Raw genomic sequence first — 12,863 nt, 5'->3', positions numbered from 1 at the left:
GTGACCAAACCGGCACCCCTCGCCGGCGCCGGCCGGCTGGCCGGGGCAGCCGCACTCATCGCCGTCCTCACCGTGTTCAGCCGGCTCGCCGGCTTCGGCCGTACCGCCGTGTTCACCTGGAGCCTGGCGCCCACCGACCTCGGCGGCGCCTACGTGGTGGCCAACGCGGTGCCGAACTTCATCTTCGAGATCGTCGCCGGGGGAGCGCTGGCCAGCCTGGTCGTACCGCTGCTGGCCGGCGCGGTCGCCGTCGGCGACCGCACGGCGGTGGCCCGGACCACCGGGGCATTGCTGACCTGGACGCTGGCCCTGCTGGTGCCGCTCGCCGTGCTCGTCGTGCTGTTCGCCGGGCCGCTGATCGGGTCGCTGGGCGACGGACTGACCACCGCCCAGCAGCAGAGCGGCGCCCGGATGCTACGGGTCTTCGCCCCGCAGTTGCCGCTGTACGGCGTCGGCATCGTGCTCACCGGGGTGCTCCAGGCGCACCGCCGCTTCGCCTGGCCGGTGCTCGCCCCGCTGCTGTCCAGCCTCACCGTGATCGTCGTCTACCTGGGGTTCACCGCGACCCAGGGCCGACTGGCCACCGTCGGCGGGGTGACCCCCAGCGGCGAGCTGCTGCTCTCGGCCGGCACCACCCTCGGCGTGGTGGTGCTGTCGCTGTCGCTGCTGATTCCGGTCCGGCGGCTGCGGCTGCGCCTGCGGCCCGGGTTCGGGTTCCCCGCCGCCGCGCGGGCCCGGGTCGGCGGCCTGGCGGTGGCCGGCGCGGTCACCGTCACCGCGCAGCAGATCGCGCTGATCGTCAGCCTCCACCAGGTCACCTACGGCGCGCAGACCAACCCCGGGGTGTACAACCTGGCGCAGACCGTCTATCTGCTGCCCTGGGCGGTGCTGGCGGTGCCGCTGGCCATCGCCGCGTACCCGACCCTGGTCGCCGCCCAGGCCGCCGGGGACGAGGACACCTACCGGGCGACCCTCGCGCCGGCCGTGCGCGGGGTGCTCCTGTTCAGCTGCCTCGGCGCGGCCGCGCTGATCGGTACCTCCGGGCCGATCGGGCAGTTCTTCTTCAACAACGCGTCGACCGCGTCGACCGCCGCCGCCGCGATCATCGGGTTCGCCCCGGGTCTGCTCGGCTACGGCCTGTTCGCGGTGCTCACCCGGGCGCTCTACGCCCGGGGGGAGACCCGGGCGGCGACCGTGGCCACGGCGGTCGGCTGGCTGGTGGTTCCCGCCGCCGTCCTGCTGCTCGGCGTGCTGCTGCCGCTGCGGGAGCGGGTGCTCGCGGTGACGGCCGCCAACTCGGTGGGCATGCTGGTGCTCGGGGCGCTGCTGGTCGTGGCGGTGTGGCGCAGCGCCGGCCGTCCGGCGTTGGCCGGCGCGGCTCGGGCCGGGGCGGCCGGCGGCCTCGGTGGGGTGCTCGCCGCGCTCGCCGGGCTCGGCCTCACCCGCTGGCTCGACACGCCGGGCGGCGGCACCCCGACGATGGCGGCGGCACTCGGTCAGGGCATGCTGTCCGGGGTTCTGGTCGGGGCCGTGTTCCTCGCCGTGGTCTGGTTCGTCGACCGGCGGGACGTACGGCCACTGCTCGCCGGGGTGCTGCGGCGCCTGGGCCGGGCGGGCCGGCGGGGGTCGCGGGACCGGGCCGGCACGCCGCCGCCGGGCACGGTCCCCCCGGAGCGGGGCGACGGGAAGGAGACGGTGTCTCGGTGAGCGCGAGGAGTGAGCCGGATTTGCGAGCCCCGCAGTCGCGAACGGCGGCGGCTCGGTGAGCGCGAGGAGTGAGCCGGGCCTGCCCATTCTGCCCACCGGATGGTCGGGCACCATTGCGCTGCTGCTCGCCTCCAGCACCGGCGGAGTGGGCCAGCACGTCCGTTCGGTGGCGCGTGGTCTCGTGGCGGCCGGCGCCAGCGTGCTGGTCTGCGGGCCGGCGGCGACGCAGGAGCAGTTCGACTTCACCGGTGTCGGCGCGCGTTTCCAGCCGGTGGAGATCCCGGCCAGCCCGACCCCGGCCGACGCGCGCGCGGTGCTCGCCCTGCGCCGGACGCTCGCCGCCGAGCAGGTCGATGTGGTGCACGCGCACGGGCTGCGGGCCGGGTTGGTGGCCGTGCTGGCCCGCCCGTCCGCCCCGCTGATCGTCACCTGGCACAACGCGGTGCTCGCGGGCGGGCTGCGGGGCGGTGTGTCCCGGCTCGCCGAGCGGGTGGTGGCCCGGGGTGCCCGGGTGGCCCTCGGCGCCTCCGCGGACCTGGTGCAACGGGCTGCCGCGCTGGGCGCCGCCGATGCCCGGCTCGCCCCGGTCGCCGCGCCGACGCTGCCCGCGCCGCGCCGACGGCCGGCCGCCGTCCGGGCCGAGTTCAGTGTCCGCCCGGATCAGCCGCTGATCGTCTCGGTCGGTCGGCTGCACCCGCAGAAGCGCTACGACGTGCTGATCGACGCGGCGGCCCGCTGGCGTACCCGCACACCGCCGCCGGTCGTGGTGATCGCCGGGAGTGGCCCGGCCTACCTGCCGTTGGCCGCCCGGACGTCCGCGGCCCGCGCCCCGGTGACCCTGCTGGGGCACCGCACCGATGTGGCCGACCTGCTCGCCGGCGCGGACCTCGCGGTGGTGACCAGCGACTGGGAGGCCCGGCAGCTCTTCGCGCAGGAGGCGCTGCGGGCCGGCGTACCGCTGGTGGCCACCGCGGTCGGCGGGCTGCCGGAGCTGGTCGGCGACGCCGCCACGCTGGTCCCCGCCGGCGACGTGGACGCGGTCGACGCGGCGGTGCGCGCGCTGCTGGACGACCCGGCGGCCCGCGCCGAGTTGGGCCGGCGTGGCGCCGAGCGGGCGGCGACGTGGCCCACCGAGGCGGACACCGTCGCGGCGCTGGCCGCCCTGTACGGCGAGTTGGCTGCGGACCCTGCCGGTCCGGCGGCCCCGGACTCCGACGCCCCGATGACGGGACACCGGTGATGCTGCGCCGACTCGCCCCTGCCCTGTTGACCGTGCTCGTGGTGGCGCTGGGCATCACCGCGTTGGCGGCCCGCCCACCCCAGGGCACCCCGCAGCGCACCGCCGACTTCGTGGTGCTCGCCGGGATCGCGGGGCTGCGCTGGGAGGACGTGGATCCGCAGAGCACCCCGACGCTGTGGCGGATGGCCCAGGACGGGTCGATCGGTTCGCTGTCGGTGCGCTCCGCGCACCGGCCCACCTGCCCGGTGGACGGGTGGTTGACCCTGGGTGCGGGCAGCTTCGCGGCCTGGAACGGCAGCCGGACGGCCGGTGGCTGCCCGGCGACGGGGGTGGCCGTCGAGCAACCGGACGGCATCGGCGCGAACCTGCCCGACCAGGAGAGCGTGGTCCACTACAACCAGCAGGTGCTGCCCTGGGGCACAGTGCCGGGGTCGCTGGCGGAGTCGGTGCGCTGCTCGGTCGCGGTCGGCCCGGGCGCGGCCGTGGCGGCCGCCCGTCCGTTCGGCCGGGTCGACCGGTACGCCTCCGCGCTGCCGGAGGATCCGCGTGGGCTGCTCGGCTCGTGTGTGCTGAGCATCGTCGACCTGGGCACGGTCGACGGGTCCGATCCTGCGGTGCGCGCCGAGGAGGCCCGTGCGGCGGACGCTCAGCTGGCTCGGGTGCTGGCTGCCCGGCCGCCGCGGTCGCTGGTGCTGGTCGCCGGGATCTCCGATACCGCCCAGCCGTCCCGGTTGCACGTGGCGGTCGCCGACGGGCCGGGCTGGGAGCGGGGCTGGCTCACCTCGGCCAGCACGGGGCGGGACGGGTATCTGCAACTTGTCGACCTCGCACCGACCGCCCTGGCCGCGCTGGGTCGGCCGATGCCGGAGCGGCTCTTCCTCGGTCGGCCGGCGGTGAGTACGGACGGTCGTCCGGCCGACCTGGCGGAGGCGATCAACGCTCCGGCGGACGCCGACCGGGAGGCGGCCGCCCAGCGGACGGTCTCCGGTGGGTTCTTCACCCTGCTCGCCGGGGTGCAGGTGCTGCTGGCCCTCGCGGTGCTGCCGCTGCTGCGCCGGGCACGCCCGCACGCGGGCCCGAGTGGGCCGATGCCGGTGTCCGGGCGGGTCATGTCGGTGGCGGAGCTGGTGCTGGTGGCGGCGGCGTTGACCGTGCCGGCCGCGCTGCTCGCCGACGCGGTGCCCTGGTGGCGGGGCGAGCACCCCGGTTGGATCTTCGCCGGTGTCACCGCGCTGCTGGTGGCGGCCGGCACCGCGGCGGTCCGGTTCACCCCCGGGTACGCCGGCACCCTCGGCCCGTTCGGCGCGGTGGCCGGCCTCACCACCCTTGTCGTCGGGCTGGACGTGCTCACCGGCGCCCGCCTCCAGCTCAACGGGGTGGTCGGTTACTCGGCGTTGCAGGGTGGCCGGTACGCCGGCCTGAGCACGGTCGGGCTGGGGGTGTTCCTGGCCGGCGCGCTGTTGAGTGGTGGCTGGCTCGCCCAGCGGGTGCACCGCGGTTGGCGGCCGGCGGTGATGGTGGCCGTGGGTGGGCTCGCCGTGGTGGTGGTCGGGAGCCCGTATCTGGGTGCCGACCCGATCGGTGCGATCGCGCTCACCGCCGGGCTGAGCGTGGCCGCGGTGATCAGCGCTGGCGGTTGGTTGACGATCAGCCGGCTGGCCTGGGCCACCATGGCCGCCCTGGCGGTCGGCATCGGCTTCGCCGTGGTGGACCTGCGCCGTCCGGCGGCGGAGCGGGGCAGCCTGGGCCGGTTCCTGTCCGCCATCGGCGACGGCACCGGCGGGTTCGCCATGCACCGGTCCAGCACGGAGAACTTCGAGACGTTGGTCAACAGTCCGCTGACCGTGCTGGCTCTGGCCGGGGCGCTGTTGGTGTGGTTCGCCCTGTTGCAGCCGTGGGGCGGGCTGATGCGGCTGTTCGGCATCTACCCGGCCGTCCGGGCCGCACTGGCCGGCACCGCGGTCGCCGCGGTGCTCGGTGGCGTGCTCGACGGCGCGGCGCTGGACGTCGCGGGCGCCGCCGCCGCGTTGGTGGTGCCGATGGCCGCGCTGGCCTCGCTGCGGGTGCTCGGGCACGCCGCCGACCGGACCCGTCCGGGCGGGAGCCGCGCTCGCGACGACGGTGCCGACGACGATTCCGGCTCCGGCTCCGGCGGCGCTGGTCCGGCCGGTGGTGGCGACGGCCCGACCGGCGGTGGTGGGCCCTTGGGCGCGGTGCACCCCCGTCCGATCAGCGGCGCACCCGCCGGTCCACCACGGCCGGTCGCGTCACCCGCGGTTCCCGACGTGCCGGCTGACCGGGCCAGCGACGGCTCCAGCGCTGACGAACCGGTTGAGCCGCCCTCGGGAGGGCCGATGCCGAACGCCCCGGCGGGGTCGCCCGTGGCGCCGGCGCAGCGACCGGCCGATCCGTCGGAGGAGGTCACCCCGACGGTGGCGGGGCCGCCCCGGGAGGGCACCCGGTCGTCGAGCGAGGTGGCCGCTCCCTGAGCGTCGGGCGTCGTCGTGATGGCCCGTTGGTGTCCCAGCCGGGTGCGGCCTGCGAGTACCCGCTCGGGAGGTGTTACCGTGGAATCCCGTGGATCGCGTGATCAATTTTGCTGATCAAGCACGGCGGTCTGCATGACCGCGACAGACGACACGGGAGCAGGCCTTGGCCCCATCAGCACGGACGACCAGGCACATTTTCGTCACCGGGGGCGTCGCCTCCTCGCTGGGTAAGGGCCTCACCGCCTCCAGCCTCGGCAACCTGTTGACCGCGCGCGGGCTGCGCGTGGTGATGCAGAAACTCGACCCCTACCTCAACGTCGACCCCGGAACGATGAACCCGTTCCAGCACGGCGAGGTCTTCGTCACCGAGGACGGCGCCGAGACCGACCTCGACGTCGGGCACTACGAGCGGTTCCTGGACCGGGCGTTGTCCGGTAAGGCGAACGTCACCACCGGCCAGATCTACTCCGACGTGATCGCCAAGGAGCGGCGCGGCGAGTACCTGGGTGACACCGTCCAGGTCATCCCGCACATCACCAACGAGATCAAGTCGCGGATCGTGGCGATGGCCGACCCGGACGACGACGGTCACCTGCCCGACGTGGTGATCACCGAGGTCGGCGGCACGGTCGGCGACATCGAGTCGCTGCCGTTCCTGGAGGCGATCCGTCAGGTCCGCCACGACCTGGGCCGGGACAACTGCTTCTACCTGCACGTTTCGCTGGTGCCGTACCTGGCGCCGTCGGGTGAGCTGAAGACCAAGCCGACCCAGCACTCGGTGGCGCAGTTGCGCAACATCGGCATCCAGCCGGACGCCATCGTGCTGCGCTGCGACCGGGAGATCCCGCAGAAGCTCAAGGAGAAGCTGTCGCTCTACTGCGACGTCGACGCCGAGGCGGTCGTCGCGGCGCCGGACGCGCCGAGCATCTACGACATCCCGAAGGTGCTGCACCGTGAGGGGCTGGACGCGTACGTGGTGCGCCGGCTCGGGCTCTCCTTCCGGGACGTGGACTGGGCCAGCTGGGACGACCTGCTGGAGCGGGTGCACCGGCCCCGGCACACGGTCACGGTCGCGGTGGTCGGCAAGTACGTCGACCTGCCCGACGCGTACCTGTCGGTGAGTGAGGCGATCCGGGCGGCCGGCTTCGGCCACCGGGCCCGGGTGCAGCTGCGCTGGGTGCCCAGCGACGAGTGCGTCACCCCGGCCGGCGCCGCGGCGGCCCTGGCCGGCGTGGACGGCATCCTCATCCCCGGCGGGTTCGGGGTACGCGGCATCGAGGGCAAGATCGGCACCGCCCGGTACGCCCGGGAGAACGGCATCCCGCTGCTCGGCCTCTGTCTCGGCCTGCAGTGCATGACGATCGACGTGGCCCGGCACCTGGCCGGCCTGGACGGCGCCAACTCCCTGGAGTTCGACGAGCAGGCCAAGCATCCGGTCATCGCCACGATGGCCGACCAGGAGGACATCGTCGCCGGCAAGGGCGACCTGGGCGGCACCATGCGGCTCGGGGCGTACCCGGCGACGTTGACCGAGGGCTCGATCGTCGCCGAGGCGTACGGCAGCACTGACATCAGTGAGCGGCACCGGCACCGCTACGAGGTGAACAACGCCTACCGGGACGCGCTGACCAAGGCCGGCCTGCACATCTCCGGCACCTCGCCGGACGGTCGGCTGGTCGAGTTCATCGAGCTGGACCGGGGTCTGCACCCGTTCTTCGTGGCCACCCAGGCGCACCCGGAGCTGAAGAGCCGCCCCACCCGCCCGCACCCGCTGTTCGCCTCGTTCGTCAAGGCCGCCGTGGCGTACTCGCAGGCCGACCAGTTGCCGGTCGACCTGGACGCGGCCACGGAGGCCCCGACGGCGCGTAAGGCGGCCCGCAACGGCGCCGCGACGAAGGCGACGTCCGCGTCGTGAGCGCTGTCGAGCACCGCTACGAGGTGCGCTCCAGCGAGGAGCGTTATCGGGGCCGGATCTTCAACGTGGTCAGCGAGGAGGTGACCATGCCGGGCGGCGGGACCGCGCGGCGGGACCTCGTTCGGCACGTCGGGGCGGTGGCCGTGGTGGCGCTCGACGACGCCGGCCAGGTGGTGCTGATCCGGCAGTACCGGCACCCGGTCGGGCGGCACCTGTGGGAGCTGCCGGCCGGGCTGATGGACGTCTCCGGCGAGGAGTTGCCGGCCGCCGCGTTGCGGGAGTTGGCCGAGGAGGCCGACCTCACCGCCGGCCGCATCGACGCGCTGGTCGACCTGCACAGCTCGCCCGGGTTCACCAACGAGCTGGTCCGGGTCTACCTGGCCCGGGAGTTGGCCGACGTGCCGGCCGATGAGCGCCATGAGCGCAGCGACGAGGAGGCCGACCTCCAGATCGTCCGGATCGACCTGGACGAGGCGGTCGGCATGGTCCTGGCCGGCGAGATCACCAACGCCTCCGCGGTGGCCGGGCTGCTGGCCGCGGCTCGCGCCCGGGACACCGGCTGGTCGGCGCTGCGCCGCGCGGACGCGCCGTTGCCGCGCTGAGAGTCGCCGGGGCCGCACACGTGGCACCGGCGAGGAGTACACGCAGAGGGGCCCCGCGGCGTGCCGCGGGGCCCCTTCGCGTTGGTCCGACGGTCAGTCGCGCAGCGGCCGGCCCTGCGCGTCCGTGCCGCCGTTCACCAGGATGAGGATGCCGTCGATGACGCCCCAGAGCGCCCCGACGCCACAGGTCACGAGGCTCACCACGAGCTGCAGCACAGCGATCTTGGTGTGTCCGGTGTAGAACCGACCGGCGCCGAAGGTGCCGAGCAGGATGCCGAGGATGCCCGCGACGACCTTGCTCTTGTCGGAGTAACCGGGGGCGTACCCCGGCTGGTATTGAGGAGTGGTCATGGGCCGACACACTAGTGATCCACTCGCTCCTTGTCCGCACCGGTATCCGCCAGATGGGACGATAATGGGCGAACATTGTCCTGTCGGCTGAGGTGGCCTCCCACCGCCGGCCCGGTCGGTCGCCCTGACACTCCGTCAGGACACCCGGGCACCGATTGCCACTGTGCTGGCTCGCGGCGGCGCCGGGCGCGCCTAGACTGCCGCCGGCAGGACCGGTGGACCGTGGTGGCAATGGGGCCATCGCGGCACCGAGCAGTCGGGGGAGAGCAGCCCCGAAGAGAGGTGTCTGCATCGTGAAGGTCGGAATCCCTCGCGAGGTCAAGAACCACGAGTACCGCGTGGCGATCACGCCGGCGGGCGTCAACGAGTTCACCCGCAGCGGTCACCAGGTCTTCGTCGAGTCCGGCGCCGGGGTCGGCTCCAGCATCACCGATGAGGAGTTCGCCGCGGCGGGCGCCAAGATCCTGGCCACCGCCGACGAGGTGTGGGAGACCGCCGAGCTGGTGCTCAAGGTCAAGGAGCCGATCGCCGAGGAGTACCACCGGATGCGCGAGGGGCAGGTGCTCTTCACCTACCTGCACCTGGCCGCCTCCAAGGTCTGCACCGACGCGCTGGTCGACCGGAAGGTCACCGCCATCGCGTACGAGACCGTCGAGCTGCCCGACCGGTCGCTGCCGCTGCTCGCCCCGATGTCCGAGGTGGCCGGCCGGCTCGCCCCGCAGGTGGGCGCCTTCTACATGATGCGTACCGGCGGTGGACGCGGCGTACTGCCCGGCGGCGTCTCCGGCGTGTACGCGGCCAAGACCGTGGTCATCGGCGCCGGCGTCTCCGGCATGAACGCCGCCGCCATCGCGCTGGGCCTCCAGTCCGAGGTGCTGCTGCTGGACAAGAACGTCGCCCGGCTGCGCCAGGCCGACGCCATCTACCGCGGCCACCTGCAGACCGTCGCGTCCAACGCGTACGAGATCGAGCGGGCCGTGCTCGACGCCGACCTGGTCATCGGCGCCGTGCTCGTGCCCGGCGCCAAGGCGCCGACCCTGATCTCCAACGAGTTGGTCTCCCGGATGAAGCAGGGCAGCGTTCTCGTCGACATCGCCATCGACCAGGGCGGCTGCTTCGAGGACTCGCGCCCGACCACGCACGCCGACCCGGTCTACAAGGTCCACGAGTCGATCTTCTACTGCGTGGCGAACATGCCCGGCGCGGTGCCGAACACCAGCACCTACGCGCTGACCAACGTCACCCTGCCGTACGCCCTCGAGCTGGCCAACCAGGGCTGGCGCGAGGCGCTGCGCCGCGACCCGGCGCTGGCGCTGGGCCTGAACACCCACGACGGCCAGGTCACCTACGGCCCGGTCGCCGAGGCGCACGGCATGAGCGTGCTCCCGCTGGCCGACGCGCTGGCCTGAGCGGTGGCGGGCTGACCGGCATTGCGGCCCCGGCCGGCGCGGGCGAGCAGCCCGCGCCGGCCCTGCGCCGCGCCGTGCGCGGCTACCTCGACCACCTCACCGTCGAGCGTGGCCTGTCCGCGAACACCCTGGCCTCGTACCGCCGGGATCTGGACCGTTACCTCGCGACCCTGGTCGACGCCGGCGTCGCCGACCTCGCGTCGGTCGGCGCCGGCGTCGTCGAATCGCACCTGGCCCGGCTGCGCGCCGGCGACGACGCGCACCCCCCGCTGGCGGTCTCCTCCGCCGCCCGCGCGGCCAGCGCGGTGCGCGGCCTGCACCGCTTCGCCCTGCGGGAGGGCCTGGCCGGCGCCGACCCCAGCCGCGACGTCCGCCCGCCCACCCCGCCGCGCCGGCTGCCCCGCGCGTTGCCGGTCGACGACGTGGTCCGGCTGCTGGAGACCGCCGGCCCGGTCACCGCGACCGGTGACGGCGCGCCGCTGGCGCTGCGCGACCGGGCGCTGCTGGAATTCCTGTACGGCACCGGCGCGCGGATCTCCGAGGCGGTCGGCGCCGCCGTGGACGACCTCGACACCGACGAGGGCACCGCGCTGCTGCGCGGCAAGGGCGGCCGGATGCGGCTGGTGCCGATCGGCGGGTACGCCGTCGAGGCGGTGCGCGCCTACCTGGTCCGGGCCCGGCCCGGGCTGGCCGCCGCCGGCCGGGGCACCCCGGCGGTCTTCCTCAACGCGCGCGGCGGAGCACTGACCCGGCAGGGCGCCTGGGCCATCCTGCGCCGCGCCGCCGGCCGAGCCGGGCTACCGGTCGACGGGCCCGCCGCGGTCTCCCCGCACACCCTGCGCCACTCCTACGCCACCCACCTGCTCGACGGCGGCGCCGACGTACGGGTGGTCCAGGAGTTGCTCGGTCATGCGTCGGTGACCACCACCCAGGTCTACACCCTGGTCACTGTGGAGCGGCTGCGCGAGGTGTACGCCACCGCCCACCCGCGCGCCCTCGGCTGAGCCCGGTCGGGGTCGGTCCCGACACGCCGGGCCGGTGCCGAACCCCCTGCTGGTCGGTGGCGTACAGTCGGCATCGGCGCGGACCTCCTGGGGCGACACGACCGGGGTGCGCAGCGGCGCCGCGAAGGACGTCGGACGGCTCCGACGCCGGGTGGGTCGTCGGGAGGGGGCAAACGAGGACATGGCTGGCAACGGTGACCGTGCCGAGACCTGGACGTCGGAGCTCCGCGAGCAGCAGGCCACGCTCGGTGCGGACCTGGGTCCGGCGGATCCGGCGGCCTACACGATGCGCAAGCCCATTCCCGAGCCGATGCCCACTGATCGGCACGGTCCGGCGCGCATCATCGCGATGGCCAACCAGAAGGGCGGCGTCGGCAAGACCACCACGACCATCAACCTGGGCGCGGCGCTGGCCGAGTACGGCCGCAAGGTGCTGCTGGTCGACTTCGACCCGCAGGGCGCGCTCTCGGTGGGGCTGGGGGTCAACCCGCACAACCTCGACCTGTCCGTCTACAACCTGCTCATGCAGGACGACGTCATCGCCGAGGACGTCCTCATCAAGACCGACGTGGCGGGCCTGCACCTGCTGCCGGCCAACATCGACCTCTCCGCCGCCGAGATCCAGCTCGTCAACGAGGTGGCCCGGGAGATGGCCCTGGCCCGGGTGCTGCGCAACGTCCGCAAGGAGTACGACTACATCCTGATCGACTGCCAGCCCTCGCTCGGCCTGCTGGCGATCAACGCGCTGACCGTCGCGCACGGGGTGCTCATCCCGCTCGAATGCGAGTTCTTCAGCCTGCGCGGTGTGGCGCTGCTGCTGGACACCATCGACAAGGTGCGCGAGCGGCTCAACTTCGACCTGGAGCTCGAGGGCATCCTCGCCACCATGTACGACAGCCGCACCACGCACTGCCGGCAGGTGCTCCAGCGGGTCGTGGAGGCGTTCGGCGACAAGGTCTACCAGACCGTCATCACCAAGACGGTGAAGTTCCCCGAGTCCACCGTGGCCGGTGCGCCGATCACCACCCTGGACCCGGCGTCCTCCGGGGCGCGTAACTACCGTCAGCTGGCCCGTGAGGTGATCGCCGCCCAGTCGGAGCGGTAGCCGGAACGCCCGGTGTCCGTCTCGTGGACTACGGTCGTCCGGTGACCGCGCCACCCCTCGACCCGCCGGCCGGGCCGCCCGAGGCCACCGCCCCGACGGTCGCCGCCGAGCTGGCCGCCGAGGTCGACGGTGTGCTGCCCGCCGGGGACGCCCCCGAGACCTCCGGGTTCACCGTCCGGCTGGCCAACTTCACCGGCCCGTTCGACCTGCTGCTGCAACTGATCGGCAAGCACAAACTCGACGTCACCGAGGTGGCCCTGCACAAGGTCACCGACGAGTTCATCGCCTACATCCGCGCCATGGGCGACAAATGGGACCTGGACGAGGCCAGCGAGTTCCTGCTGATCGCCGCCACCCTGCTCGACCTGAAGGCCGCGCGCCTGCTGCCCGCCGCCGAGGTGGAGGACGAGGCGGACCTCGCCCTGCTGGAGGCACGGGACCTGCTCTTCGCCCGGCTGTTGCAGTACAAGGCGTACAAGGAGGCGGCGGCGCACATCGCCGAGCTGGAGGCGGTCGGCGGTCGGCGGTACCCACGGGCGGTCAGCCTGGAGCCCCGGTACGCCGAGGCACTGCCCGACCTGGTGCTCGGCATCGGCCCACAGCGACTGCTGAAACTGGCCGTGAAGGCGATGACCCCGAAACCGGTGCCGGAGGTCTCCATCGCCCACGTGCACATGGTCCGGGTCAGCGTCCGGGAGCACGCGGCGATCCTCGCCGGCCGGCTGCGCCGGGCCGGCACGGCAACCTTCTCGCTGCTCTGCGCCGACTGCGAGGCCACGCTGGAGGTGGTAGCCCGGTTCCTCGCGCTGCTGGAGCTGTACCGGGAGGGGCTGGTGGCGTTCGTGCAGGAGCAGGCTCTGGAGGAGCTGACTGTGCGCTGGACCGGCCCGGTCGACGGCGACACCGACCTGCACGTCGACGAGTACGCCGGCACCCCGGCCGACCCGGAGCCGACCGGCGAGGCCGAGTCGGCGGTGATGGGGGAGGCCGGGGAAGTCGAGGCACCGGGCGGGGCGGGAGCGACGGAGGGTTTCCAGTAGT

General features: G+C 73.9%; 10 protein-coding genes. 9 read left to right on the top strand and 1 reads right to left on the bottom strand.

What is annotated here, in order from left to right; translation table 11 throughout:
• The 5 genes from murJ (at window position 1) to OG990_RS17260 (ending at window position 7,953) form a co-directional block, all read left to right on the top strand.
• Window positions 1-1,707 carry a murein biosynthesis integral membrane protein MurJ gene (gene murJ, locus OG990_RS17280; protein WP_406081494.1) on the top strand — a complete coding sequence of 569 codons (1,707 nt, stop codon included), beginning with the start codon at window positions 1-3 and terminating at the stop codon, window positions 1,705-1,707.
• A 55-nt stretch (window positions 1,708-1,762) separates the two neighbouring features.
• The gene (locus tag OG990_RS17275; RefSeq protein ID WP_406081492.1) at window positions 1,763-2,947 is read left to right on the top strand and encodes a glycosyltransferase family 4 protein; all 1,185 of its coding nucleotides are present in this window, start codon (window positions 1,763-1,765) and stop codon (window positions 2,945-2,947) included.
• On the top strand, window positions 2,947-5,436 hold the full coding sequence (locus tag OG990_RS17270; RefSeq protein WP_406081491.1) for a hypothetical protein: 2,490 nt from the start codon (window positions 2,947-2,949) through the stop codon (window positions 5,434-5,436). Before OG990_RS17275 ends, OG990_RS17270 begins: the two co-directional genes overlap by 1 nt.
• A gap of 163 nt (window positions 5,437-5,599) precedes the next feature.
• Window positions 5,600-7,351 carry a CTP synthase gene (locus OG990_RS17265; RefSeq protein WP_328414251.1) on the top strand — a complete coding sequence of 584 codons (1,752 nt, stop codon included), beginning with the start codon at window positions 5,600-5,602 and terminating at the stop codon, window positions 7,349-7,351.
• Window positions 7,348-7,953, top strand: a complete 606-nt coding sequence (locus tag OG990_RS17260) for an NUDIX domain-containing protein (RefSeq protein WP_406081490.1) — start codon at window positions 7,348-7,350, stop codon at window positions 7,951-7,953. The genes OG990_RS17265 and OG990_RS17260 overlap by 4 nt, the downstream gene beginning before the upstream one ends.
• Window positions 7,954-8,046: 93 nt before the next feature.
• Here the strand turns inward: OG990_RS17260 and OG990_RS17255 are convergent, their stop codons facing one another.
• Window positions 8,047-8,304, bottom strand: a complete 258-nt coding sequence (locus OG990_RS17255; protein WP_328414254.1) for a TM2 domain-containing protein — start codon at window positions 8,302-8,304, stop codon at window positions 8,047-8,049.
• A 293-nt stretch (window positions 8,305-8,597) separates the two neighbouring features.
• Between OG990_RS17255 and ald the strand changes: the two genes are divergently transcribed.
• From ald to OG990_RS17235, 4 genes are all read left to right on the top strand, one after another.
• Window positions 8,598-9,713, top strand: coding sequence for an alanine dehydrogenase (gene ald, locus OG990_RS17250; protein WP_328414256.1), 1,116 nt, complete (start codon window positions 8,598-8,600; stop codon window positions 9,711-9,713).
• A gap of 20 nt (window positions 9,714-9,733) precedes the next feature.
• The gene (locus OG990_RS17245) at window positions 9,734-10,717 is read left to right on the top strand and encodes a site-specific tyrosine recombinase XerD (RefSeq protein WP_406081793.1); all 984 of its coding nucleotides are present in this window, start codon (window positions 9,734-9,736) and stop codon (window positions 10,715-10,717) included.
• 181 nt (window positions 10,718-10,898) lie between these two features.
• Window positions 10,899-11,822 carry a ParA family protein gene (locus tag OG990_RS17240; RefSeq protein ID WP_386990838.1) on the top strand — a complete coding sequence of 308 codons (924 nt, stop codon included), beginning with the start codon at window positions 10,899-10,901 and terminating at the stop codon, window positions 11,820-11,822.
• 110 nt (window positions 11,823-11,932) lie between these two features.
• Complete coding sequence (locus OG990_RS17235; RefSeq protein ID WP_406081791.1) at window positions 11,933-12,862, top strand: segregation and condensation protein A; 930 nt, start codon at window positions 11,933-11,935, stop codon at window positions 12,860-12,862.
• Window position 12,863: the final 1 nt, after the last annotated feature.

It is taken from the genome of Micromonospora sp. NBC_00858, from assembly GCF_045207365.1.
GTDB lineage: Bacteria > Actinomycetota > Actinomycetes > Mycobacteriales > Micromonosporaceae > Micromonospora.
The sequence above is the reverse complement of the archived record's forward strand: the minus strand, read 5'-3'. Positions and strand labels throughout refer to the sequence as shown.